Annotated in this window: 22 protein-coding genes; 15 read left to right on the top strand and 7 right to left on the bottom strand. The window is 63.6% G+C overall.

Annotation, left to right across the window (positions count from 1 at the left end; all coding sequences use genetic code 11):
• Positions 1-7 precede the first annotated feature (7 nt).
• Entirely contained in the window at positions 8-433 is a 426-nt protein-coding gene (locus tag GJ698_RS22040) for a hypothetical protein (protein ID WP_154360012.1), read from the bottom strand.
• Positions 434-550: 117 nt separating this feature from the next.
• Here GJ698_RS22040 and paoA point away from each other — a divergent pair, with 117 nt between their 5' ends.
• From paoA to GJ698_RS22020, 4 genes are read left to right on the top strand one after another with little or no spacing between them, the layout of a single operon-like run.
• Positions 551-1,204 carry an aldehyde dehydrogenase iron-sulfur subunit PaoA gene (gene paoA / locus GJ698_RS22035; protein WP_154360011.1) on the top strand — a complete coding sequence of 218 codons (654 nt, stop codon included), beginning with the start codon at positions 551-553 and terminating at the stop codon, positions 1,202-1,204.
• The gene (locus tag GJ698_RS22030) at positions 1,201-2,154 is read left to right on the top strand and encodes an FAD binding domain-containing protein (protein WP_154360010.1); all 954 of its coding nucleotides are present in this window, start codon (positions 1,201-1,203) and stop codon (positions 2,152-2,154) included. Before paoA ends, GJ698_RS22030 begins: the two co-directional genes overlap by 4 nt.
• Before the next feature lie 4 nt (positions 2,155-2,158).
• Positions 2,159-4,351, top strand: a complete 2,193-nt coding sequence (gene paoC / locus GJ698_RS22025) for an aldehyde oxidoreductase molybdenum-binding subunit PaoC (RefSeq protein ID WP_154360009.1) — start codon at positions 2,159-2,161, stop codon at positions 4,349-4,351.
• A 42-nt stretch (positions 4,352-4,393) separates the two neighbouring features.
• The gene (locus GJ698_RS22020; RefSeq protein ID WP_154360008.1) at positions 4,394-4,609 is read left to right on the top strand and encodes a hypothetical protein; all 216 of its coding nucleotides are present in this window, start codon (positions 4,394-4,396) and stop codon (positions 4,607-4,609) included.
• 6 nt (positions 4,610-4,615) lie between these two features.
• Here the strand turns inward: GJ698_RS22020 and GJ698_RS22015 are convergent, their stop codons facing one another.
• Positions 4,616-5,818, bottom strand: a complete 1,203-nt coding sequence (locus tag GJ698_RS22015) for a serine hydrolase domain-containing protein (protein ID WP_154360007.1) — start codon at positions 5,816-5,818, stop codon at positions 4,616-4,618.
• 2 nt (positions 5,819-5,820) lie between these two features.
• Entirely contained in the window at positions 5,821-6,960 is a 1,140-nt protein-coding gene (locus tag GJ698_RS22010; RefSeq protein ID WP_154360006.1) for a pyridoxal phosphate-dependent aminotransferase, read from the bottom strand.
• Positions 6,961-7,013: 53 nt separating this feature from the next.
• On the opposite strand from GJ698_RS22010, the gene GJ698_RS22005 reads away from it, so the two are divergent.
• The 6 genes from GJ698_RS22005 (at position 7,014) to GJ698_RS21980 (ending at position 13,861) form a co-directional block, all read left to right on the top strand.
• Positions 7,014-10,376: a DUF748 domain-containing protein gene (locus tag GJ698_RS22005; RefSeq protein WP_154360005.1), complete on the top strand. Its 3,363-nt coding sequence runs from the start codon at positions 7,014-7,016 to the stop codon at positions 10,374-10,376.
• 1 nt (position 10,377) lies between these two features.
• A complete protein-coding gene (locus tag GJ698_RS22000; RefSeq protein ID WP_154360004.1) occupies positions 10,378-11,232 on the top strand; it encodes an EamA family transporter in 855 nt (284 codons plus the stop codon).
• Between the two features lie 54 nt (positions 11,233-11,286).
• Positions 11,287-11,559, top strand: coding sequence for a hypothetical protein (locus tag GJ698_RS21995; RefSeq protein WP_154360003.1), 273 nt, complete (start codon positions 11,287-11,289; stop codon positions 11,557-11,559).
• Between the two features lie 60 nt (positions 11,560-11,619).
• Positions 11,620-11,937, top strand: coding sequence for a hypothetical protein (locus GJ698_RS21990; protein ID WP_154360002.1), 318 nt, complete (start codon positions 11,620-11,622; stop codon positions 11,935-11,937).
• Positions 11,938-12,045: 108 nt separating this feature from the next.
• On the top strand, positions 12,046-13,245 hold the full coding sequence (gene alaC, locus GJ698_RS21985; RefSeq protein WP_154360001.1) for an alanine transaminase: 1,200 nt from the start codon (positions 12,046-12,048) through the stop codon (positions 13,243-13,245).
• Between the two features lie 88 nt (positions 13,246-13,333).
• Entirely contained in the window at positions 13,334-13,861 is a 528-nt protein-coding gene (locus tag GJ698_RS21980; protein ID WP_154360000.1) for a hypothetical protein, read from the top strand.
• Here the strand turns inward: GJ698_RS21980 and GJ698_RS21975 are convergent.
• Entirely contained in the window at positions 13,858-14,874 is a 1,017-nt protein-coding gene (locus GJ698_RS21975) for a zinc-binding alcohol dehydrogenase family protein (RefSeq protein WP_154359999.1), read from the bottom strand. The two genes, GJ698_RS21980 and GJ698_RS21975, sit on opposite strands and share 4 nt — an antisense overlap.
• Before the next feature lie 98 nt (positions 14,875-14,972).
• On the opposite strand from GJ698_RS21975, the gene GJ698_RS21970 reads away from it, so the two are divergent.
• A complete protein-coding gene (locus tag GJ698_RS21970) occupies positions 14,973-15,872 on the top strand; it encodes a LysR family transcriptional regulator (protein ID WP_154359998.1) in 900 nt (299 codons plus the stop codon).
• An 87-nt stretch (positions 15,873-15,959) separates the two neighbouring features.
• A complete protein-coding gene (locus GJ698_RS21965) occupies positions 15,960-17,036 on the top strand; it encodes an AI-2E family transporter (protein ID WP_154359997.1) in 1,077 nt (358 codons plus the stop codon).
• Positions 17,037-17,108: 72 nt separating this feature from the next.
• Here the strand turns inward: GJ698_RS21965 and GJ698_RS21960 are convergent, their stop codons facing one another.
• Positions 17,109-17,339 carry a hypothetical protein gene (locus GJ698_RS21960; protein WP_090192292.1) on the bottom strand — a complete coding sequence of 77 codons (231 nt, stop codon included), beginning with the start codon at positions 17,337-17,339 and terminating at the stop codon, positions 17,109-17,111.
• 228 nt (positions 17,340-17,567) lie between these two features.
• Between GJ698_RS21960 and GJ698_RS21955 the strand changes: the two genes are divergently transcribed.
• The 3 genes from GJ698_RS21955 to GJ698_RS21945 are packed head-to-tail and all read left to right on the top strand — an operon-like array spanning position 17,568 to position 19,914.
• The gene (locus GJ698_RS21955) at positions 17,568-18,191 is read left to right on the top strand and encodes a phosphatase PAP2 family protein (protein WP_154359996.1); all 624 of its coding nucleotides are present in this window, start codon (positions 17,568-17,570) and stop codon (positions 18,189-18,191) included.
• A gap of 5 nt (positions 18,192-18,196) precedes the next feature.
• The gene (locus GJ698_RS21950) at positions 18,197-19,087 is read left to right on the top strand and encodes a diacylglycerol/lipid kinase family protein (protein ID WP_154359995.1); all 891 of its coding nucleotides are present in this window, start codon (positions 18,197-18,199) and stop codon (positions 19,085-19,087) included.
• A gap of 8 nt (positions 19,088-19,095) precedes the next feature.
• Positions 19,096-19,914, top strand: a complete 819-nt coding sequence (locus GJ698_RS21945) for a metallophosphoesterase family protein (protein WP_154359994.1) — start codon at positions 19,096-19,098, stop codon at positions 19,912-19,914.
• 94 nt (positions 19,915-20,008) lie between these two features.
• Here the strand turns inward: GJ698_RS21945 and cls are convergent, their stop codons facing one another.
• Both cls and GJ698_RS21935 read right to left on the bottom strand, forming a co-directional pair.
• Positions 20,009-21,400, bottom strand: coding sequence for a cardiolipin synthase (gene cls, locus GJ698_RS21940; protein ID WP_154359993.1), 1,392 nt, complete (start codon positions 21,398-21,400; stop codon positions 20,009-20,011).
• 1 nt (position 21,401) lies between these two features.
• Entirely contained in the window at positions 21,402-23,414 is a 2,013-nt protein-coding gene (locus tag GJ698_RS21935) for a site-specific recombinase (protein WP_154359992.1), read from the bottom strand.
• Positions 23,415-23,429 lie beyond the last annotated feature (15 nt).

Genomic DNA, 23,429 nt, shown 5'->3' with positions numbered 1-23,429 from the left:
GGTGTGATTATTTCCTAATGAGATTAGGTTTGTCAATTTTTGCGACAAGTTGTGCGGTTGGGCGCGCAGTAACATCGTCTTTCGGCGCGAGGCGTAGAAACAGAACGGATGTGACGGTGACCGAGATTGCCGTCAGGCCAACCATTGTGCCGATCATCCATTTAATGGCGTCGTTCAGGCTGCGGTGGAAGTTGGTTTCCATTTGCGCGAGCTTGGTGTTGACTTCTTCCTGAACGGACTGCAAACCATGCTGGAAATTATTTTCCGCTTGGGTGATTCGGGTATTCATTGACGACAGGCCGTGCTCGATTGTTTGGTTGAGTTCCTTCAAGCGGGCGTCCGTTGCGATTTGGTGCGCACGGGCTTCGCCGTTCATTCTTTCGATCACGGCCTCCAGTCTGGCGTCGATGTAGTCTTTGTCGGCGGTCTCCATTCTGCCATTTTGCGCTGCGGGAGGACGCTGTCAATGACGGCCGTCAATCGTGTTTAACCTGAAGTCGTAACGCCTTTACTATAAGGTCTACCCCTACAGGCAAGAGGATGCGACGACATGAACGATCTTAGCGATATCAGTGTTTCTCGGCGTAATTTATTGATTGCAGGCGCACTATCTGCGACCACCACGGCGGTGCCGCTGCGAGCGGCGGAGGCCCCGTCCGCAACAGCCCCACCCGCCACCACACCGCCACCTTCCATCACCAAATTCACCTTCCAGGTCAACGGCAAACAACAGACACTGGAAGTCGATACGCGCACCACGCTGCTCGATGCCTTGCGTGAACATCTGCATCTCACCGGCACCAAGAAAGGCTGCGACCACGGCCAGTGCGGCGCCTGCACGGTGCTGGTCGACGGCCGCCGCATCAATTCCTGCCTGACGCTGGCCGTCATGCACGAAGGCAGCAAAGTCACCACCATCGAAGGCCTGGGCACGCCCGACAATCTGCACGCGATGCAGGCCGCCTTCGTCAAGCACGACGGCTACCAGTGCGGCTACTGTACGCCGGGACAGATCTGTTCCGCCGTCGCCGTGCTGGACGAAATCAGACAAGGCATCCCGAGCCACGTCAGCGCCGACCTGAATACCAAACCGCTGCTGAACGAAGCCGAACTGCGCGAACGCATGAGCGGCAACATCTGCCGATGTGGCGCCTACTCCAACATCATCGATGCCATCACCGAGGTGGCAGGGAGGACGGCATGAGGGCCTTTACCTATCAGCGCGCACAGTCGCCGGCCGAGGCCGCCGCAGCCGCACAGCGCACGCCGGGCGCCAAGTTCATCGCCGGCGGCACCAATCTGCTGGACCTGATGAAGCTGGAGATTGAAACTCCGCAACATCTGATCGACGTCAACGGCCTGGCGCTGGACAAGATCGAAGCCATCTCCGGCGGCGGCCTGCGCATCGGCGCGCTGGTCCGCAACACCGACCTGGCGGCCGACCAGCGCGTGCGGCGCGATTACGCCGTGCTGTCGCGCGCCTTGCTGGCCGGCGCCTCCGCGCAGCTGCGCAACAAGGCCACCACTGCCGGCAACCTGCTGCAACGCACGCGCTGCCCGTATTTTTACGACACCAACCAGCCGTGCAACAAGCGCCAACCGGGCAGCGGCTGTTCGGCCATCGGTGGCTACAGCCGCAACCACGCCATTCTCGGCGCCAGCGACGCCTGCATCGCCACCCATCCGAGCGACATGGCGGTGGCCATGCAGCTGCTGGACGCCACCGTGGAAACCGTCAAGGCCGACGGCGCCACGCGCACCATCCCGATCGCCGACTTCCACCGCCTGCCGGGCAGCACGCCCAACGTCGAGAACGCCCTGATGCCGGGCGAGCTGATCACCGGCGTCGTTCTGCCCAAGCCGCTCGGTGGCGTCCACGTCTACCGCAAGGTACGCGACCGCGCCTCGTACGCCTTCGCGCTGGTCTCGGTGGCTGCCGTGGTGCTGCCGGACGGCAGCGGCCGCGTGGCCCTGGGCGGTGTCGCCCACAAGCCGTGGCGCGTACCGGCCGCCGACGCCAGCATGCCGCAAGGCGCCAAGGCTGTTGCCGAACAATTGCTGGCCGGCGCCAAGCCGAGCGCCGAGAGCGCGTTCAAGGTGCCGCTGGTGCAGCGCACGCTGGCCTCGATCCTGGCTGATGTGAAGAAAGGCTGACAACATGAAATTTGCCACTCCCGCCACCACCAATCCCATCGATCAGCTGAAGATCATCGGCCACGCCACCGACCGCATCGATGGTCCGCACAAAACCACCGGCACCGCGCCGTACGCCTACGAGCACAAGTTCGACAACGTCGCCTACGGCTACGTGGTCGGCGCCGGCATTGCCAAGGGTCGCATCACGTCTATCGACACCAGCGCCGCCAGGCGCGCGCCTGGCGTGCTGGCCATCGTCACCGCCGACAATGCGGGCAAGCTGACCAAGGGCGATTTCAACACCGCCAAGCTGCTGGGCGGACCGGACATCCAGCACTACCACCAGGCGATTGCGCTGGTGGTGGCCGAGACCTTCGAGCAGGCGCGCGCCGCCGCGCAGCTGGTCAACGTCAAGTACAGCAAGGAGCAGGGCGCCTACGACCTGGCCAAGGCGAAGGACAAGGCCAAGGAGCCGGACGACAAGGACGCCAAGGACAAAAAGGTCGGCGACTTCAACGGCGCTTTTACCGCCGCGCCGGTCAAGCTGGACGCCACCTACACCACGCCCGACCAGTCGCACGCGATGATGGAGCCGCATGCGTCCATCGCCAGCTGGAAGGGCGACAAGCTGACGCTGTGGACCGCCAACCAGATGATCGCCTGGGGCCGCGGCGACATGGCGAAAACGCTCGGCATTCCGAAAGAGAACGTGCGCCTGGTGTCGCCGTACATCGGCGGCGGTTTTGGCGGCAAGCTATTCCTGCGCGCCGAATCGTTGCTGGCTGCGCTGGGCGCCAAGGCCGTGCAGCGGCCGGTCAAGGTGGCCTTGCAGCGTCCGCTGATGATGAATAACACCACGCACCGTCCGGCCACCATTCAGCGCCTGCGCATCGGCGCCACGCGTGAAGGCAAGATCAGCGCCATCGCCCACGAAAGCTGGTCCGGCGACCTGCCGGAAGGCAAACCGGAAACCGCCGTGCAGCAGACGCAACTGCTGTACGCCGGTCCCAACCGCCTGACCAAGATGCGCCTGGCCGTGCTCGACCTGCCAGAAGGCAATGCCATGCGCGCGCCCGGCGAAGCGCCGGGTCTGATGGCGTTGGAAATCGCCATGGATGAAATGGCTGAGAAGCTGAAGATGGACCCGGTCACCTTCCGCATCATCAATGACACCACGGTTGATCCGGCCAAGCGCGAGCGCAAGTTCTCGACGCGGCGCTTTGTCGATTGCCTGCGTCTCGGTGCGCAGCGCTTCGGCTGGGACAAGCGCAATCCGCAGCCGGGCAAGATGCGCGACGGCCGCTGGCTGGTCGGCATCGGCATGGCCTCGGCCTTCCGCAACAACATGGTGCAGAAGTCCGGCGCACGCGTGCGGCTGGACAACCAGGGCGTGGTGACGGTGGAAACCGACATGACCGACATCGGCACCGGCAGCTACACCATCATCGCCCAGACCGCTGCGGAGATGATGGGCGTGCCGCTGAACAAGGTGGTGGTCAAGCTCGGCGATTCGGACTTCCCGGTCTCGGCCGGTTCGGGCGGGCAGTGGGGTGGAAACAGTTCGACGGCGGGCGTGTACGCGGCCTGCGTCAAGCTGCGCGAGCTGGCGGCGCAAAAACTGGGGCTGGATCCGGTGCAAGCCGAGTTCGCCAACAACGCGGTGCGTGCTGACGGCCGCTCCTTCCCACTGACCCAGGCCGCCGCCAACGGCGAGCTGGTGGGCGAGGATACGATGGAGTACGGCGACCTGGACAAGAAATACCAGCAATCAACCTTCGGCGCGCACTTTGTCGAAGTCGGCGTCGATGCCGCCACCGGCGAAATCCGCGTGCGGCGCATGCTGGCGGTGTGCGCCTCGGGCCGCATCCTGAATCCGAAATCGGCGCGCAGCCAGGTGATCGGCGCCATGACCATGGGCGTCGGCGCGGCGCTGATGGAAGATCTGGTGGTCGACCATCGCGCCGGCTTCTTCGTCAATCACGACCTGGCGGGCTACGAAGTGCCGGTGCATGCCGACATCCCGCACCAGGAAGTGGTGTTCCTCGACGAAACCGATCCCATCTCTTCACCGATGAAAGCCAAGGGCGTGGGCGAGCTGGGCATTTGCGGCGTGGGGGCGGCGGTGGCCAACGCGGTCTACAACGCCACCGGCGTGCGGGTGCGCGATTATCCGATCACGCTCGATAAGCTGATCGCAAAAATGCCGGAAGTGTGAGTTGGTGCTATCCTGTTCAGACGTTTTGAACAAGGAGGATATATGCCTGCTTCTCACGAAACTTATACCCGTAAGCAAGGTCTGAAACAGACTTACGACGTGGAGTACACGGCGCTGCGCTACAAGATATCCCTGGGCAACAAAGTGCTCAAGGATATACAACTGGGTCTGCAGTCAGCGCCGGTCTACGATCCGGAAATCGCGTGGCGACATGCGGTGGCCGATATCGAAAACCTGCGCGGCATGACCGAGCAATAGCCTGGCTCAACGGCCACACCCGGCGCTCAGCACCGGGTGTTCCCGCATATTCAACCCCATCAGTTCCGGCTTGTCGTAGGGAATGTAGTTCATCCAGAACCACGGCAGGCAAGTCTTGCCGTAGACATACTCTACGGCGGGGAGGAACATGCTGTTCCCATTCGAACTGTTGCTCAATAACACGATGCCGTCACGCTGCTGGCGGAAGCCCAACGCGAAGTTGTTGGTGCCATCGTCCGCTCCCTCCTTGAAGAACGCCGGCCCCATCGGCGAGTTGTACAGCGGCCAGCCCAGGCCGATCGACAGGCCGATGCCGCGCCACAGGTCGGTATCGCCCGGCCAGTGCGAGGGGAACTGTTGCAGCGAGACGATGGCCATCTGCGGCGACAGCATTTCCTTGTATGACGCTGCCGACAAGCCTTCGCCGCGCAGCACGCCGGCCATGAAGGCGGCGTAGTCGCCGATGGTGGTGTCCATGGAACCGGCGGCGCGTGCGTCGCTGCGGCGCTTGTGCGGGATGACCGTGCCGTCCTTGCCATAGTGCGTGGTTTCGCGTCCGGCCCAGTCGTCGCGCCAGACCATGCTGGTGTCGCGCATGCCGAAGCGGTCGAACACGCGCTGTTGCATCAGCGTTTCCAGCGGGATGCCGGTGCGCTCCTCCACGGCGATCTGCAGGATGTTCAGACCCTCGCCGGAGTAGACGTAGCGGCTGCCGGGCGGATATTTGAAATCGAGCTTGCCGTTGTCGTTGATGTAGCGCCAGTTGAGCAGACCGCTGGTGTGGGACAGCAGCATGCGCGGCGTCAGTTGCTGCCAGCGCGGATCGTCCTTCAGGTCGGCATATTTCGGGTAGTCGGGCAGCGGCTTGTTCAGCAGCATGGGCAGCGGTGCGTCGAGCGAGAAGACGCCTTCGTCCACGAGTTGCATTACCGTGTAGGCGAACACGGCCTTGGTGAGCGAGGCGGCGTACATGATGGTGTCGGTGCGCAGCGGCTGCTGCTTTTCGACGTTGGCGTAGCCGTAGGCCTGGGTGTAGCTGACCTTGCCGTCCTTGATGAGGGCTACGGCCAGGCCGGGTACTTTGGCGGCGGCCATCAGGCGCTGCATCTCGGCGTCCAGCGCCGGCTCGGCCGGCGGCCGGGTAGCGCATCCTCCAAACATCACAACGGCAATCAATGCAGCGTAGCGGGGCAGGGAGGAGAGGCGCATGATCAGACCTTTCTGGGTTGGGCCGCGAACCAGGGTTTCAGGCGGCGGATGGCTTCTTCGATTTCCGCCGTGGAGACGGCGAAGCTGAACCGGATGAAGTACTTGCCGTCGACCGGATCGAAATCGATGCCGGGCGCGCTGGCGATGCCGGTGTCCTGCAGCAGGCGCTTGCAGAAGGCCAGGCTGTCGTCGGTCAGGTGGGCGATGCTGGCGTAGATGTAGAACGCGCCATCGGGCGGCGCCACCGTGGTCAGGCCCAGTTCGGGCAGGGCGGCCAGCAGCAGGCGGCGGTTTTCGCGGTAGACGCTGATGTGGCCGTCCAGCTCATCCAGCGCGTCGAAGGCGGCCAGGCCGGCGTGCTGGCTCAGCGACGGCGCGGTCAGGAACAGGTTGCCGCAATAGGCTTGCGCGCGTTCGACGTGCTCCGCTGGCGCCAGCAGCCAGCCCAGGCGCCAACCGGCCATGCTGAAATATTTCGAGAAGCTGCTGACCACCAGCGCCTGCGGTTCGTGGGCGAGGATGGTTTGCGCCGGCTCGACGTAGCTCAGGCCGTGGTAAATCTCGTCGGAGATGATGCGGATGCCGCGTGCGCGGCAGACTTCGGTGATGGCCTTCAGCTCGTCGGCCTTGATCAGCGTGCCGGTCGGATTGGCGGGCGAGGCGATGATTACGCCCTGCGGCGTCGGTTCGACGGCGGCCAGCGCGGCGGCGGTCAGCTGGAAGCCAACGTCGGCGCCGCAGGCGATTTCCACCGGCTGCATGTGCAGCGCCTTCAGGGTGTTGCGGTAGGCCACGTAGCCGGGACGCGCCATGGCGATGCGGTCGCCCGGCGAGAACATCGAACTCAGCGCCAGCACCAGCGCCGGCGAGGCGCCGCAGGTCAGGATGAAGCGGTCGGCATCGACTTTTACGCCGTAGCGTTCGTCGTAGAACTGCGCCAGCCGCTGTTTCAGCGGCGCGCTTTCCCAGTAGCCCATGCTTTCGGCGTCCAGCACGGCGTGCGCCCTGGCGATGGCGGTCTTCGGCGCGCCGGTGGACGGCTGGCCAAATTCCATGTGGATGATCGAGCGCCCCTCGGCTTTCAAGGCGTGAGCCTGTTTGCTGATGGCGATGGCGTGGAAGGGTTCGAGTTCGGCTTTCATGGCATCGATTATACTGTTGCTTGTTACATAAAAATAGTGAAGGCTGGCTGGGTATGGCAATACGTTGGAAGCGGTGGGGCATAGGTGCGGCGAGCGCCGTCGGTGTGTATGCATTGGCGGGGGCCTGGCTGTTGCCTAGCGTGATCAAAAGCCAGCTGCCCAAGTATGCCGAGACCGAACTGGAGCGCAAGGCCAGCATCGGCCAGCTCAGCTTCAATCCCTTCACGCTGCGGCTGGAAGCGCAGGATGTGCGCCTGACCGAGGCTGATGGCGCGCCGCTGTTCGCGGTCGGCGGCCTGGCGGTGGAGATGCAGTGGCGTTCGCTGTTCCGCCGCGCCTGGAGCTTTGCCGAGATCCGCATCACGCAACCAGCCGTGCAACTGGCGATTGCTAAGGATGGCAAGTTCAATATCGCCGAGTTCCTGGCGACGCTGGACAAGCATAAGAAGGACGACAAGGATAGCGGCATGCCGCGCCTGATCATCGAGCATTTCGCGCTCGATGGCGGCAAGGTCGCCATGCACGACAAGCACGCCGGCTACGACGATACTTTTACGCCCATCACCTTCGCACTGAATAACCTGAGCACGCTGCCGGACGAGAACGGCGACTACACGCTGAGCGCGGATGCCGGACTGGGCGGCAAGCTGCACTGGAAAGGCGTGGCGGCGGTCAATCCGATCAGTGGCAGCGGCGTGCTGACGCTGGACAAGGTGGTCTTGCCGGGCCTGGCGACGTATCTGAAGTCGTTCTCGCGCATTGTGGTCGAGGATGGCAAGTTGTCGGCCAATCTGCCGTACCAGTTCGGCTACAAGGACGGCAAGCTGAATGCGAGCCTGAGCGGCGCCGGCCTGACCTTGAGCGACTTGTCGCTGAAGCGTGGCGACGATGCGCCGTTCGTGAAGCTGAAGCAGCTGGTGGTCGGCGATGTCGGCCTGGATTTGCTGAAGCAGTCAGTGGTGATCGGCAGCCTGCAACTGAACGGCGGCGCGCTGGCGGTGCGGCGCGATGCCGTGGGCGAGCTGGATGTCGCCAATCTGATGCTGCCCGCGCCTGCCGCCCCTGCTGCGGCCAAGCCTGCGCCGGCCAAGGAGGGCGGCTGGAAGCTGCAATTCAAGCAGATCGGCCTGGATGCGGTGGCTGTCAACTATTTCGATCAGACGGTGAGCCCGGCGCTCAAGGTCAGTACCGACAACGCCAAATTGAAACTGGCCTTGCAGCTGGATGGCGCGAAACTGAATATCGCCGATGCCGATTTTTCGATGGACAACCTGTCGCTGAACAGCGGCTCTCAAGCGCCACTGAAGCTGTCGCGTATTGGTTTTGAGGATGCGTCGCTGGATCTGGATGCGCGCAAGGCCAGCGTCGGACGCCTGTATGCGGACGGCGGCCAGCTGGACCTGTCGCGCGACGCCAAGGGCAAGTTCCTGTTCCTGAACGCGCTGCCCAAGTCGGGCAGCAACGCGGCCGCCCCGGCCCCGGCCAGCACCGACACGCCGGCGTGGAGCGCAAACGTCAAGTCCGTCGAACTGAACAAGTTCGGCGCGCGCTTTGACGATGCCAGCACCGGCATCAAGGTCAACCTACAAGACTTCAACCTGAAAGTGCGCGACGCCGGCACCGACCTCAAAAAGCAGCTGGCGTTTGAAGGCGGCGTCGGCCTGCGCGAAGGCGGCCAACTGGTCGCCAAAGGCAGGGTGGTGCCGGCCACCGGCGTGGTGGACACCGACCTGAAACTGAGCAAGCTGGCGCTGGCGCCGGTGCAGCCGCTGCTGGGCAAATACGTCAAGCTGAAGATCGCCGACGGCGCCATCAACGCACAAGGCCGCTTGCGCACCGGCGCCGGCGGCAGCAAGAACGATCCATCGCTGCGCTACGACGGTTCGTTTGAAGTAGCCGAACTGTCGCTGAACGAACTGGATAACGACCGCTTCGCCCACTGGAAATCCGTCGGCGCCGACAAGGTGGCGCTGAGCCTGAAACCGGACCTGCTGGACGTGGCGGAACTGCGCGTGATCCAGCCGAATGCGATTCTGATTATCGAAAACGACCGCAGTTTCAACGCTCAGCGTCTGCTGGTGGAACAGCCGGCCGCGCCATCGGCGCCCGCCGTGCAACCGGCTGCATCGGCCAGCGAACCATTCCCGGTCCGCGTGCGCCGCGTGCGCTTGCAGGACGCCAAGCTGGACTTCACCGACTTGAGCCTGCGTCCGCAATTCGGCGCCAAGATTTATGAACTGAATGGCGTGATCACCGGCCTGTCGTCCAAGCGCGATGCGCGCAGCCAGATCGAGCTTGACGGCCGCGTGGACGATTACGGCCTGGCGCGCGTGCGCGGCCAGCTGAATCCCTTCGCGCCAGCCGACAACACTGATCTGAACGTGCTGTTCAAGAACATCGACATGGTGTCAGCGTCGCCGTACAGCATGAAGTTTGCTGGTTACAAAATCGCCGAGGGCAAGATCTCGCTGGACTTGCAGTACAAGGTGCGCAACAACCAGCTGGAAGGCAACAACCAGGTGGTGCTCGACAATCTGACGCTGGGCGAGCGCATCGACAGCCCGGATGCGCTCAAGCTGCCGCTGGAACTGGCCTTGGCCATCCTGAAGGACAGCAATGGCCGCATCGACCTGGGCGTGCCCGTATCCGGCAATATGAACGATCCGTCGTTCAGCTATGGCGCGGTGGTGTGGAAGGCGATCGGCAACATCATGACCAAGATCGTGACGTCGCCGTTCCGCGCGCTCGGCAATCTGTTCGGCGTCAGCGGCGACAAGCTGGAAGCGGTGGAGTTCGACGCCGGCAGCGATATCGTGCTGCCGCCGGAGCGCGAGAAGCTGGCGCAGGTCGCCAGGATTCTGCAGAAGAAACCGGAGCTGAAGCTGTCCGTGCCCGGCTTGTACAGCGAGGCCAATGACGGCGCCGCCCTGCGTCAGCAAGCGCTGCGCCGCGCGGTGTTGACCAGGGCCGACATCAAGCTGGCGGCCGGCGAGCAGCCAGGTCCGCTGGATGTCGGTCAGCGCAAGGTGCGCACCGCATTGCGTGACCTGTACGCGGAACGCTTCGGTGCGCCGGAACTGGACAAGCTGAAGAAAGCCGCCGAAACCGCCAACGGCGCCGCCGACGCAGGCGCCGCGCAGAAGAAGCTGCCGGTGCTGCAACGCCTGGGCAAGATGGTGCAGGGCGAGCCGCAGGTGGCGGACGCGACAGCGTTCTATGGCGATCTGCAATCGCGCCTGGAGAAAAACCAGCCGCTGGCCAAGGACGCGTTGCCGCAGCTGGGAGCAAGCCGCGCGGCGGCGATTGTCGCGGCGCTGAAGGAATCCGGTACAGCGGCGACGGCGGCCGAGCCAGTCTCGACTGAAAGCGAGGCCGGCAAGCCGGTTGCCGTGAAGCTGGAACTGGCGGCGAAATAAGATGGGCGAATCGGATAAGCATCCCGCCGGCAATCCCCTGTTGGCGGGGCTGGCGCTGCTGTGCAGCCAGCTGTCCCTGAACGTCGGGGCGGCGATTGCCAAGCATCTGTTCCCGAAAATCGGCGTGGAGGGTGTGACGGCGTATCGCGTCGGCATTTCGGCGCTGGTGATGCTGTTGATCTTCCGTCCGTGGCGCACGCCGCTGACCCTCAGGCAGGTGGTCAACGTGGCCATCTACGGCTCGGTGATCGGGCTGATGAACCTGATGATTTACCGCGCCTTCAGCCGCATTCCGATGGGCGTGGCGGTGGCGATCGAGGTGGCGGGACCGCTGACGGTGGCGGTGCTGTCGTCGCATCGTCCGCGCGATCTCGTGGCGGTAGGCCTGGCGGCGCTGGGACTGTATTTTCTGCTGCCGATTCATGGCCATGTCGATCAGCTGGACCCGGTTGGTGTCGCCTATGCGGCAGCGGCGGCGGCCTGCTGGGCCATGTACATCATTTACGGCAAGCGCGTGTCGGCGATGTCGGGCGGGCAGTCGGTGGCGTGGGGCATGCTGGCGGCGTCGCTGTTCATCGTGCCGATCGGCGTGGCGCATGCCGGTGCGCTGTTGCTGACGCCGTCGCTGCTGCTGGTTGGCGTGGCGATTGCGCTGATGTCCAGCGCGGTGCCGTACACGCTGGAGATGGTGTCGATGCGCACGCTGTCATCGCGCACCTTCAGCATGTTCAGCAGCGCCGCACCGGCGCTCAGCGCGCTGGCCGGCATGGCGGTGCTGGGCGAGCACCTGACGCTGACGCAGTGGCTGGCCATCGCCGCCATCGTCACCGCCTCCGCGCTCACGTCCTTGCGCTAGCTCAAACCGGCTCAGCTTGCCTGAGGCGCGGGGCGCGGCGTAGGATGAATCATCATGGATATCGAAGCCCGCCTCGACAAGCACGACGAAATGTTCGTCAACGTGATGGAACGTCTGTCGAAGATTGAAGCGCGCCTGGAGCACATGGCCACCAAAGAAGATGTCGAGAAAATGGGCGCCAGGATCGTCAGGTGGGTGGTTGGCATGATATTTGGCGCCAGCGTCGCGGCGATCACCGTCATGACTTTTGTATTGAACAACGCCGTGCCCAAGGCGCCACCGGTTCCGCCGACGCCTATTGTGATCCAGGTGCCCGCCTACAAATAGCAGGGTTATTGCTTTTGCAACGAGTTCATGGCAGCATAAGCGCTTCTTTATGGAGGTGCTATGCAAGTCGCTCGTGCTCAACAACCGATCGCCGCTGCCACCGTCACGCTGGTGTTGTGGATGATCAGCGTGGCGTCGTTCCTGCCGCCGATGTTCAAGTACACCAGTCAATCCGTGTTGCTGATCATCGCCGCCGGCATGGCAATTTTCGTCTGCCTGGTGCTGCATCTGTTTTTCATCGCCATGGCCGCCAAGCGGCTCGACCGTTCGCCGGTGCTGTGGGTCGTGATCTCGATACTGTTCATGCCGGTGGCGTCCATCATCGGCCTGATCCTGTTCGAGTGGTTCAGCGAGCAGGAAAAAGAAGCCACTGCTTGAAGTTGATGTAAGCCACTTGCCAGACATGGACGGGATCGTCTAGTATCGATCCCGATGCATCTGCATCGACGTCGCTCGGACGGTTCCGGGCGCTTACGTGAGATCTCCATGACTGACACCCAAACTCCGCGCAGCTTTGCGCGCATCGATCGCCTGCCTCCCTACGTTTTCAATGTCACCGCCGAGCTCAAGCTCGCGGCGCGCCGTCGCGGCGAAGACATCATCGATATGTCGATGGGCAATCCAGACGGCGCCACGCCGCCGCACATTGTGAGCAAGCTGGTCGACACCGTGCAACGGCCCGACACCCACGGCTACTCGGCCTCCAAAGGCATCCCGCGCCTGCGTCGCGCCATTTCGCGCTGGTACAAGACGCGCTACGACGTCGAGTTCGATCCGGACTCGGAAGCCATCGTCACCATCGGCTCCAAGGAAGGTCTGGCGCACCTGATGCTGGCCACGCTGGACCAGGGCGACACCGTGCTGGTGCCGAATCCCAGCTACCCGATCCACATCTGGGGCGCGGTGATCGCCGGCGCGAATATCCGCTCGGTGCGCATGACGCCCGGCGTCGACTTCTTCGACGAACTGGAACGCGCGGTGCGCGAAAGCTATCCGAAGCCGAAGATGATGATCCTCGGCTTCCCGTCGAATCCCACCGCGCAGTGCGTGGAGCTGGAATTCTTCGAACGCGTGGTGGCGCTGGCGCGGCAGCACAACATCCTGGTGGTGCACGACCTGGCTTATGCCGACATCGTGTTCGACGGCTGGAAAGCGCCGTCCATCATGCAGGTGCCGGGCGCGCGCGACGTGGCGGTGGAGTTCTTCACGCTGTCGAAGAGCTACAACATGGCCGGCTGGCGCGTCGGCTTCATGGTCGGCAACAAGGAACTGGTGGCGGCGCTGGCGCGCATCAAGAGCTACCACGACTACGGCAGCTTCACGCCGGTGCAGGTGGCGGCGATCGCCGCGCTGGAAGGCGACCAGAGCTGCGTCAGCGAGATCTGCGCGCAATACCAGAGCCGGCGCGACGTGCTGCACAAAGGCCTGGTCGAAGCCGGCTGGCCGGTCGACAAGCCGAAGGCTTCGATGTACATCTGGGCGCGCATCCCGGAAGCGTATCGCCATCTAGGTTCGCTGGAATTCGCCAAGCTGCTGCTGGCCGAGGCCAAGGTGTGCGTTTCGCCGGGCATCGGCTTCGGCGAATATGGCGACGAGTACGTGCGCTTTGCCCTGATCGAGAACGAAGCCCGCATCCGCCAGGGTTTGCGTGGCATTAAGGCAATGTTGCGTAAGACTTCGACATAAAAATCCGCATGCAGTTTAAGCCGCATCAAATCCCGTGTTTGATGCGGCGGCTACTGTAGCTCACTGGACCCTCAGAGGAGCTACTGTCATGTCCCGTCTTCCTACCGGAGCCAGCGCGCGCCGCCTGGTCGCAGCTGTCCAAAAACTTGAGCGCAATCTGAATACGGCCGGACTGCCACGCTTTGTCGCGCGCCTGCCGGTATGGTGGTTGAGCTGGCATTACTGCCGCATGCTGGATCAGAAGATAGCGCGCATCAAACGCATACGCGGCAAGTTCGACCGCTGGGGGCCGGCCATCTGCGAAGCGTCGCCGGTGGCGCAGGAAAAGATGGAGATGCTGGACCTGGACCGCAGCATGCGCACCGATATTGAATACACCAAGGGCACGATGCTGGAACTGCGCGATTATTGTGAGGACATCGGCCGCATGTTCGATCAGCTGGGCTACGACTCGGCCGCGCTGAAGCGGCGCCAGACGGCGTTCATGGAAATCCTGGATGCTTCCTGCGCCTCGGCCAGCCGCATGCAGGAAGCATTGACGCGTCACGACGACGCGGTGCTGGCGCTGCTGCGGGCCCAGGCGGACGCCGCCGCGGCCCATGCAGCAAGGGCTTAGAAGCCTTCCAAAACAATCTTGCCTTTGGCGCGATTGCTCTCGATCAGGGCATGCGCGCGCTTCAGGTTCTCGGCGTTGATCTTGCCGAAGCGTTCCGCCAGGGTGGTCTTTACCGCGCCGGTTTCCACCAAGGTGGCCACGTCGTTCAGCAACTGATGCTGTTGCTGCATGTCGTCGGTCTGGAACATCGAACGCGTGTACATGAATTCCCAGTGCAGGGACACGCTCTTGCGCTTCAGCGTGCGCACGTCGATGGCGGCCGGGTCGTCGATCAGCGCGACCTTGCCCTGCGGCGCCACCAGCTCGCTGATCGCCGGCCAGTGGTGGTCGGTCTGGTTCAGCGACGCCACGTAAGTCACCGGCGGCAGGCCCAGACGCGCGATCTCTTCATTCAGCGGCTTGCTGTGGTCGATCACGTGATGCGCCCCCAGCTGCTTGATCCACTCGCCGGTTTCCGGACGCGAAGCGGTGCCGATGATGGTCAGGCCGGTCAGCTGGCGCGCCAGCTGCACCAGGATGGAACCGACGCCGCCGGCCGCGCCGATCACCAGCAGCGACTTGCCTTGCGTGGCGCCGGCGTCGCGGCTTACCGCCAGACGGTCGAACAGCAGCTCCCACGCGGTGATGGTGGTCAGCGGCAGCGCGGCGGCCTGGGCGAAATCCAGATTCTTCGGCTTGAAGCCGACAATGCGTTCGTCCACCAAGTGCAGTTCGCTGTTGGTGCCGGCGCGGGTCAGGTCGCCGGCATACCAGACTTCATCGCCGACCTTGAACAGCGTCACGTCGGGGCCGACCGCCTTCACCACGCCGGCCGCATCCCAACCGATCACCTTGGTCTGGCCGTCGGCCGGCGCCACATTGCGGCGGATCTTGGTGTCTACTGGATTGACGGAAATGGCGCGTACTTCGACCAGCAAGTCGCGGCCGCCGGCCTGAGGCGCCGGCAGTTCGACGTCGATCAGCGATTCAGCATCTTCGATAGGGAGGGACTTGCGGTAGGCGATGGCTTTCATGGAATGCTCCAGTGTGGTGACGATGGAGGTATCATATTTTGTTTTCTGGCGCGAAAAAAGCGCGCCAGGGCGAAACTCTTTCAAAGGGATGACGAAAATTGCTGCGTTTTGACGACCTCAACGTATTTGTCCGCACCGCCGATCATGGCAGCCTGTCGGCCGCCGCGCGCGAACTGGAGATTTCGCCGGCCCTGGCCAGTTCCGCCGTCAAGCGGCTGGAAGGCGAGTTGAAGCTGCGCCTGTTCGCCCGCACCACGCGTTCGTTGCGGCTGACGGAGGAGGGCGAGCATTATCTGCTCCACGCGCGCGAAGCGCTGCGGCTGCTGAAAGAAGGGCATGATGCGCTCATCCAGGGCAAGGAAACGCTGGGCGGCACGCTGAAAATTTCCATGCCGTCCGACCTCGGCCGCAATATGGTGGTGGGCTGGCTGGACCAGTTCCAGGCGCAATATCCGAAGGTGGTACTTCAACTGGGCATCAGCGACCGTGTGTCGGATATGTACCGGCAGCCAATCGACATCGCCATCCGCTACGGCCCGCAGGAGGATTCCAGCCTGATCGCCTTGCCGCTGGCGCCGGAAAACCGCCGCGTGCTGGTGGCGTCGCCGGAGTACATCAAGCGCCACGGCAAGCTGCAATCGCTGGGCGACCTGGCGCAGCACAACTGCCTGCGCTTCATGCTGGACGACGTCATCCACGACCGCTGGAGTTTCTACCGGGACGCCCAGGCGGCGCCGGAAGTGGTGCGCGTCAACGGCAACCGCAGCGCCGACGACGCCGACGTGGTGCGGCGCTGGGCGGTGGCCGGCGTCGGCATCGCCTACAAATCGCGGCTCGACCTCAGCGACGACATCCGCGCCGGCCGGCTGCAGGTGCTGCTGCCCGACATGCTGGGCGAGCCGACGCCGCTCAACATGCTGTGCATGCACCGCGCGCAGATCACGCCCACGGTCCTGCAACTGCGCGACTTCCTGCGCGCGCAGTGCGAGAAAGCTTAAGGACACCTGAAATCAGCCTACGGTGTGGTTGCGCCGCGACAAAATGCGCTTACCATAGCGCTAATAAAAAATGACCGGGAGAGAGAAATGACCGAAAGCCAGCGCGATATCCTCAGCGCCATCTTTTCCCTGACGCTGATCGTCCTGGCGGCGTTCGTGATGCAGCGCTTCTTCCTGCCGCTGGTGTGGGCCGGTATTTTGTGCGTGGCGACCTGGCCGATGTACTTGCGGCTGCGCGCCCGCATCGGCCACAGCATCCTGTCCGCCGCCTTGCTGACCTTGCTGGTGGCGGCGATCTTCATCGTGCCAGTGCTGCTGGGCGCGGCGCAGGCCGCGCGCCAGGCGCCGGAACTGGCCAACTACATCGTCAGCGCCAATACCGACGGCGTTCCGGTGCCGGACTTTGTCGCCCACCTGCCCGTCATCGGCGATTCGATCGCGGAATGGTGGCAGGCGACACTCAGCCAGCCGCATGGCCTGTCGCATTTGTTCTCCGATCGCGAAATCAACGGCTTCCACTCGGCCAGCGACATCATCAAGGTGGCTGGCGTCGGCTTCATGCACCGGCTGGTGGATTTCGGCCTGGCGTTCCTGTGCCTGTTCTTCTTCTACAAGGACGGCGAAGTGCTGAACCGCCAGATCATGAACATCGGCAGCCGCTGGTTCGGCGAGCAGCGCTGGGCGCGCTATTCGGAAAAAATCCCGACCGCGATCCGCGCCACCGTCAACGGCCTGGTGCTGGTCGGCCTGGCGGAAGGCGTGTTGATCGGCATTGCCTACTGGCTGACCGGCCTGAAGTCCGCCGCCTTGTGGGCGGCCGCGACCGGCATCCTGGCCATCATTCCCTTCGGCGCACCGCTGGCGTTTGTCAGCGCCGCCATTGTGCTGGCCGTCGGCGGCGCCATTCCCGCCGCCATTGCGGTGGCTGGGTGGGGCATGGCGGTGCTGTTCGTGGCGGATCACTTCGTGCGGCCTGGCATCATCGGGAATGCGACGCAACTGCCATTCCTGGCCGTACTGTTCGGTATCTTGGGCGGGGTGGAAACCCTGGGCCTGATCGGACTATTTATTGGTCCGGTGGTGATGGTTCTGTTTGTAACCCTGTGGCATGAAGCGCAGTCCCATCATGGGGATGTCGGCTCGCCAGTTGCCACACCCAGGTGAGGAGCGCCAACGAGGCTGCGGCATCGGCCGGCCTGTCGTGCGACTGGGTGAGGCAACTGGCACCGGCAACCATTAATGCGCCTTCGACTTCGACAGGATCAGCAGCCAGCGGCGGAACAGCAGCACTTCCAGATGGCCAGCCTGCACGCCGGTGTCGCATTCCATGATCGGGTTCACAGCGTAGAAACGTTTGCGGAAGTCACGGCACACCATCATTTCGCGCTTGCCCATACGGACCATGAAGGACGTAGGCAGGTATTCCAGGCCGAAACGGGAACCATAGCTGCTATTCAGAGTGCTCATGACAATTCCTTTGTTGGAGATGTGTTTAACGAGGAGTTCAGAATAGCATAACTACTGTATGAATAAACAGGTACTGTGTAAATAAACAGTAAATTCGCTATTTCGTAGTTTTTACGCCAACTTCATCGGCGGTCAGGCACGGAGGACCAAATTTTCAGCAAATTGCGTAATTTCGTAGAGGCAAGACTGTCTCCCGGCGACGAATTCGGTTTACATTTGACCGTGGGCATGGCGCTGCTGCTGGTTTCCGGGCTGGTATTCCATGAACTGGCGGAGGCGGTGATGGGGCAGGACGCCATCACCGTGCTGGACGTGCAGGTGGCGCACTGGTTCAACGCCCACGCCTTCGAACCGCTCACCAGCCTGATGTACGCGGTCTCTGCCGTGCACTCGGTGGCCGGCATGATCGTGCTGTTCTGCGGCCTGGCCTGGTATCTGTGGCGGGCGCAGGCGCGCTACTGGCTGCTGGCGCTGGCTTTCGCCGTACCGGGCGGGATGGTGTTGAATGTGGCGCTGAAGTTCTTCTTCCAGCGCGCGCGGCCGGTGTTCGAGGAGCCGCTGGTAACGCTGGCTACCTACAGCTTCCCCAGCGGCCACACCACGGCGGCCACCTGTTTCTACGGCCTGCTGGCCAGCTACCTGGTGATCGCGCGGCCGGCGTGGAATGTGCGCCTGGGAACAGTCGCCGGCTGCCTGATGATGGTATTGTTGGTGGCATTCAGCCGGGTCTATCTGGGCGCGCACTATGTCAGCGATGTGCTGGCGGCCATGGCCGAGAGCGTCGCCTGGCTGGCCGTCTGCATCACCGCCATCTCCACGCTGCGCCGCCGGCGCGAGGGTAAAACAGTATAAACAATATGGATAAAATCGTCGTCATCGTCAACGCCAGCGCCGGGCTGGGATATTGCGGCGGCTGGACCAGCGCGCTGGAAGAGAAGTTCCGCGGCCAGGGCGTGGCGCCGGACATCACGCTGGCGCAAAGCGGCGCGGAAATGATCGCGCGCGCCGAACGGGCGGTGGCGGAAGGCGCGCCGGTGGTGGTGGCGGGCGGCGGCGACGGCACCATCAACGCCGTGGCATCGGTGCTGGCCGGCACCGAGACGCGCCTCGGCGTGCTGCCGCTTGGCACGCTGAACCACTTCGCCAAGGATCTGAAGATACCGCTGGACCTGGATACCGCGGTGGCCAATGTCGTGCACGGTGTGGTCGGCAAGGTCGACGTGGGCGAGGTCAACGGCCGCATCTTCCTGAATAATTCCAGCCTGGGCATCTATCCCGACATCGTGCGCGACCGCGAGCAGCAGCAACGCCACCTGGGACGCGGCAAGTGGCCGGCGTTTGGCCGCGCGCTGTTCGGCGCGCTGCGGCGCTTTCCGTTCATGAACGTGCGGCTGAAGATCAACGGCGACGAGCATCTGCGCCGCACGCCGTTCGTCTTCATCGGCAACAACGAATACCTGCAAGGCCTGACCATGGGTGCGCGCGAGCGGCTCGACACCGGCAAGCTGTGCCTGTACGTGGCGCAGAAGCCGACCCGTCTCGGCCTGCTGCGCTACGCCGCCCACGCGCTGTTCGGCAAGCTGCACGAGGCGCGCGATTTTGATGTGCTGTCGGCGCCGTCGCTGACGATCGAAACCCGCCACCACCACCTGCGCGTCGCCACCGACGGCGAGGTGACGCTGATGAAGCCGCCGCTGTGTTACCGTTCCAGGGCCTCGGCGCTGAACGTCATCGTGCCGGCGGCCTAGGAGAGAGTATGCGCACCATCGTTCATTTATCCGATCTGCATTTCGGCCGCGTCGACCAGGAGCTGCTGCGGCCGTTGCAGGAACTGGTCACGCGGCTGGCGCCGGATGTGGTGGTGGTGTCGGGCGACCTGACCCAGCGCGCCAAGACCGAGGAATTCAAGGCCGCGCGCACGTGGCTGGACACCTTGCCGGGGCCGCAGATCGTGGTGCCGGGCAATCACGACATCCCGCTGTACAATGTCGCCAGCCGCTTTCTGACGCCGCTGCGCAAGTACACGCGCTACGTGACGCTGGACCTGGCGCCGGAATACGTGGACGAGGAGATCGCCGTACTCGGCATCAACACAGCGCGCTCGCTGACGTTCAAGGATGGCCGCGTCAACAAGGAGCAGCTGGCGCAGATGCGGCAGCGCATGAGCGCGGTGAGTCCCGACCACACGCGCATCATCGTCACCCACCATCCCTTCGATTTGCCGGACACCTTCGACAAGGACGACCTGGTGGACCGCGCGCCGATGGCGATGCAGGCGTTTTCCGAATCCGGCGTCGATGTGCTGCTGGCCGGGCATTTGCATGCCAGCCATGCCGGCAACAGCGCGCAGCGTTACAAGATCAGCGGCTATGCGGCGCTGGTGGTGCAGGCGGGCACGGCCACGTCCACGCGCGGGCGCGGCGAATCGAACTCCTTCAACGTGCTGCGGATCGCGCCGGATGATGTGCAGGTGGAGCGCTACAGCTGGGTGGAAGGCACGGGCAGTTTCGAATCCGCCCACACCGAATGCTTCCGCCGCAGCGGCGACGTCTGGTCGCTAGCCGCCGAATCCTAAACCCAAACCGGGGTCAGTTCTGCCAATCGCACACGGGCTCAACCATTGCAATGATTGAGCCCGTGTGCGATTGGCAGAACTGACCCCGGTTTTTCTAGAGCCAGTAGTCCATGAAGCGGGCGGCCCATTCTTTCATGCGGTTGGCCCAGGGGCGGTGACGCCAGGCTTCCAGCGTGATCAGGTTGGAATCGCGCATGTCTTCCTGGAAGGCTTTTTCCATTTCGGTGCCGAAGGCGTCGCCCATGACGATCACGTTCAGCTCGCTGTTGTGCAGGAAGCTGCGGGTATCGATGTTGGTCGAGCCGACCGTCGACCAGTTGCCGTCGACCACGGCGGTCTTGGCGTGCAGCACCGCCAGTTTGAGCTGGTAGATTTTCACGCCGGCTGCCAGCAGGTCGTCATAGAAGGCATGGCCGGCGTAAAACACCAGGCCGCTGTCGGAGACGCCCGGCAGCACGATCTTGACGTCCACGCCGCGCCTGGCGGCCGCGATCAGCGCGTCCACCGTCTGCCGGTCCGGCACGAAATAGGCCGAGGTGATGTGGATCGATTTCTTGGCTTCCTGGAACGCCAGCGCATACGCCTTGTAGATTTCGAACTGGCCGCCGGGATCGCTGCCCAGCACGCGCACCACCTTGTCGCCGGCGATCACCGGTTTCGGGAAATAGTCGGCCTCGCGCAAGTCGTCCTTGTCCTGCGACGCCCACTGGCGCACGAACAGCCACTGGAAGGCCTGCACCGCCGGCCCTTCGACCTTGATGTGGGTGTCGCGCCAGCCGACGTCGGATTTGCTGGTCGGCTTGGAGGCGGAGCGGAACAGCGAGCTCTTGGCATAGGTCGCGCTGATGTTGATGCCGCCGGTGAACGCGGCCTTGCCGTCGACGATCAGCACCTTGCGGTGGTCGCGGTTGTTGATCTTCCAGTCGTTGCCGCTGACCTTGGCCGGATTGACCGGATTGAATTCGATCAGCTTGATGCCGCCGTCGCGCATGCGCTTGAAGAACTCGGCCGGCACGCCGATGGTGCCGACGCTGTCGTACAAAATATTGACCGTCACGCCGGCCTGCTGCTTGGCGATCAGCGCGTCGGCGAACTTCAGGCCCAGCTCGTCCTGGTCGAAGATATAGGTTTCCAGATTGATGTTGTTCTGCGCGCCGTTGATCGCCTTCAGCATCTCGGTCATGGTCTGCGGACCGTCGAACAGCAGCGTGGTCTTGTTGCCGGCGATCAGCGGCACGCCGGTGGCCGCTTCCTCCAGCGACGCCTGGCTCTGCAGGTCCAGCGTTCCCTTGGACCAGCGCTTGGCCAGCAGCGCCTTGGTGCGCGCGTCGCTCAGGTCGCCATGCGTACCCTTGACCGTGGGCGTGGCCGACGGCTCCAGCTTGTCGCCCAGCGCCGTCACATTCGGCAGCGATGCGCAGGCGCCCAGCAAGCCCCAGCACATCAGGCCGAGGGGTAACCAGAAACGCATGCGCGGAGCTTTCATCTTAGGCCTTTTCGATTAATTTCGTATCATCCGACGAGCCGAACAGGAACGAGATCGGCCCTTGCCGGAACCGGCGGCCCAGCGCTTTCGTCAACTGCCAGCCGTGCTTGAAACGCACCTGGCGCGAGCGCAACGCAACCCACAAGGCCAGGCCGAAGCTGACCAGCAGATTGACTGTCCCGATGGAAAGAAAACCTGCCACAGAGGTCACAACCAGTTCCCAGCTGACATTGTGATCGAGTCCAACAATTGCTGTCGCAAAGTTGGCGGACGAGAAGGTCACGTGGCGGATATCCAGCGGAATGCCCAGCACGAAGCCGATGAACGGCATCACGCCAAGCAGGATGCCGAAGAAGAAATTCCCCATCAGCCCGCCCAGGTTGTTCTCCATGTAGACGCCCAGCCGGTCCAGCCGTTCCTGGCCCAGCAGCCAGCGCAGGCCGCGCAGTTGCGCAATGCGTTGCGCCCAGCGCGTGTACAGCGCCTTGTTGTCGTAGTAGCCCGAAATCAGGCCGGCAAAGAACAGGCAGACGCCGGCGATCGCCGCGTAAATCAGCGTCGGCGCGTGGATCGGGTCGATGTCGGCCAGCAGGTGCATGGCCTTGTCCGGCGACACCAGGTGGTGGCCAGTCAGGTGCGGCCACGCCATGGCGATCAGCCACGCGGTCGGGATCGCCACCGCCAGGTTGCCCAGCACCGCCATGTTCTGCGTGCGGATCACCTTGTTGCACAGCTCGGCCATGCTGTCGATGTCGATGTTGCGGCCGTCCTTCGACTGCAGGCCGGAAGCGATGCGCGAGGCGGTCATGGCCGGCTGCTTGGTCGCCACCGTGAAGTGCAGCAGGTGGATGAACATGAAGCCGATCGAGTAGTTCATGCTGAACAGGAAGGCTTCCACCAGCGGCGCCGCGCGCAGGTAGGACATCAGGATTTTGAACAGCGCCATGAAGCCGATCACCAGGCCGGCGCCGGCCGCCTGCACGAACATGCCGCCCAGCTCGCGGCGCGTGTCGGCCACGTAGTGCTCGCCGGTGTGGCTGGCGTTTTCGGTGACGTTGCGCGCCAGCAGGTTGATGTTGTCGCGCAGCAGATCGCGCACCATGTACTTGTTGTTGTGCGCTTCGATTAGTTCCAGCGCCAGCGCGATGGCGGCGTGGCGGCGCGCGCTGTCGTGCTCTTCGCCCGGCAGGTGCACATCGACCAGGAACAGCAGCTTGCGCATGCGGTCCAGGCTTTGCGTCAGCGACACCAGCAGGTAGGTGAGGGCGATGCTGGTGCCCTGGCTCAGCGCTTTCTTGCGGATCTTGCCGATCACGGTTTCGCACTGGTCCAGCATCACCAGCAGGTGGCGCGCGTCGTCGATGTCGACTTCGGCGCCGGCCAGCTTGCGGTGGTAGGCGTCGAGGTAGGCGTTGACCTCGAAGTTCTGCACCATGAAGGGCGATTCGTAGGTCTCCATTTCGGTATGGAAGTTGGTCAGGCGCGGCTCCAGGCCGATGGCGCAGACGCGGTAGGACAGCGTGCGTATCGCATCCAGCAGCCCGGGCAGCATCAGGTTGCCGCCGCGCTGGACGTCGGCGCGCTGTTCGGCGTGCAGCACCACATCGAGCAGCGCCAGCCAGTCCTCGTGCGGCACCGCGGCCATCCAGATGTAGTCGGTGCGCTTGTAGGCGATCTGGTCCAGCGCCTCGCTCAGGTAGTCGTTGCCCAGCGCCGGCGGCAGGATGCGGTAGGCGATGCGGCTCTTCAGTTCGCTGAAGAAGCCGTCGCTCGACAGCACGCCGATCTCGGTGTACAGGCTGGCGTGGCGGCGCGAGGCCAGGATGTTGCGCGCGTAGTTGCGCAGCGCGATGGCGTGCGCCGGATTGCCTTTCAACAGCTGGCACAAGGTGCGCACGTTGCCGATCGCGCGCGCACTGTCGGTGACGCGCCTGGGGCGCAGGGTGTGAAACAGCTCGACCATCAGGCCGATGTCGTTGCTGTCTGCGTTGATACGTTCCAGAATTTCGAGCATGCAGAAAGCCTCGCT

The organism is Duganella aquatilis, assembly GCF_009674565.1.
In the GTDB taxonomy this organism is placed as follows: Bacteria; Pseudomonadota; Gammaproteobacteria; order Burkholderiales; family Burkholderiaceae_D; genus Rugamonas; species Rugamonas aquatilis.
The sequence above is the reverse complement of the archived record's forward strand: the minus strand, read 5'-3'. Positions and strand labels throughout refer to the sequence as shown.

Excerpts from the sequence above, each read along its gene's own strand:
- GJ698_RS21990 (WP_154360002.1), top strand. The coding sequence starts at position 11,620 with ATGCAAGTCGCTCGTGCTCAACAACCGATCGCCGCTGCCACCGTCACG.
- GJ698_RS22005 (WP_154360005.1), top strand. The coding sequence starts at position 7,014 with ATGGCAATACGTTGGAAGCGGTGGGGCATAGGTGCGGCGAGCGCCGTC.
- GJ698_RS21945 (WP_154359994.1), top strand. The coding sequence starts at position 19,096 with ATGCGCACCATCGTTCATTTATCCGATCTGCATTTCGGCCGCGTCGAC.
- GJ698_RS22030 (WP_154360010.1), top strand. The coding sequence starts at position 1,201 with ATGAGGGCCTTTACCTATCAGCGCGCACAGTCGCCGGCCGAGGCCGCC.
- GJ698_RS21950 (WP_154359995.1), top strand. The coding sequence starts at position 18,197 with ATGGATAAAATCGTCGTCATCGTCAACGCCAGCGCCGGGCTGGGATAT.
- GJ698_RS21995 (WP_154360003.1), top strand. The coding sequence starts at position 11,287 with ATGGATATCGAAGCCCGCCTCGACAAGCACGACGAAATGTTCGTCAAC.
- alaC (WP_154360001.1), top strand. The coding sequence starts at position 12,046 with ATGACTGACACCCAAACTCCGCGCAGCTTTGCGCGCATCGATCGCCTG.
- GJ698_RS21955 (WP_154359996.1), top strand. The coding sequence starts at position 17,568 with ATGGCGCTGCTGCTGGTTTCCGGGCTGGTATTCCATGAACTGGCGGAG.
- cls (WP_154359993.1), bottom strand. The coding sequence starts at position 21,400 with ATGAAAGCTCCGCGCATGCGTTTCTGGTTACCCCTCGGCCTGATGTGC.
- GJ698_RS21980 (WP_154360000.1), top strand. The coding sequence starts at position 13,334 with ATGTCCCGTCTTCCTACCGGAGCCAGCGCGCGCCGCCTGGTCGCAGCT.
- GJ698_RS22000 (WP_154360004.1), top strand. The coding sequence starts at position 10,378 with ATGGGCGAATCGGATAAGCATCCCGCCGGCAATCCCCTGTTGGCGGGG.
- paoA (WP_154360011.1), top strand. The coding sequence starts at position 551 with ATGAACGATCTTAGCGATATCAGTGTTTCTCGGCGTAATTTATTGATT.
- paoC (WP_154360009.1), top strand. The coding sequence starts at position 2,159 with ATGAAATTTGCCACTCCCGCCACCACCAATCCCATCGATCAGCTGAAG.
- GJ698_RS22020 (WP_154360008.1), top strand. The coding sequence starts at position 4,394 with ATGCCTGCTTCTCACGAAACTTATACCCGTAAGCAAGGTCTGAAACAG.
- GJ698_RS21965 (WP_154359997.1), top strand. The coding sequence starts at position 15,960 with ATGACCGAAAGCCAGCGCGATATCCTCAGCGCCATCTTTTCCCTGACG.
- GJ698_RS22010 (WP_154360006.1), bottom strand. The coding sequence starts at position 6,960 with ATGAAAGCCGAACTCGAACCCTTCCACGCCATCGCCATCAGCAAACAG.
- GJ698_RS21935 (WP_154359992.1), bottom strand. The coding sequence starts at position 23,414 with ATGCTCGAAATTCTGGAACGTATCAACGCAGACAGCAACGACATCGGC.
- GJ698_RS21975 (WP_154359999.1), bottom strand. The coding sequence starts at position 14,874 with ATGAAAGCCATCGCCTACCGCAAGTCCCTCCCTATCGAAGATGCTGAA.
- GJ698_RS22040 (WP_154360012.1), bottom strand. The coding sequence starts at position 433 with ATGGAGACCGCCGACAAAGACTACATCGACGCCAGACTGGAGGCCGTG.
- GJ698_RS22015 (WP_154360007.1), bottom strand. The coding sequence starts at position 5,818 with ATGCGCCTCTCCTCCCTGCCCCGCTACGCTGCATTGATTGCCGTTGTG.
- GJ698_RS21960 (WP_090192292.1), bottom strand. The coding sequence starts at position 17,339 with ATGAGCACTCTGAATAGCAGCTATGGTTCCCGTTTCGGCCTGGAATAC.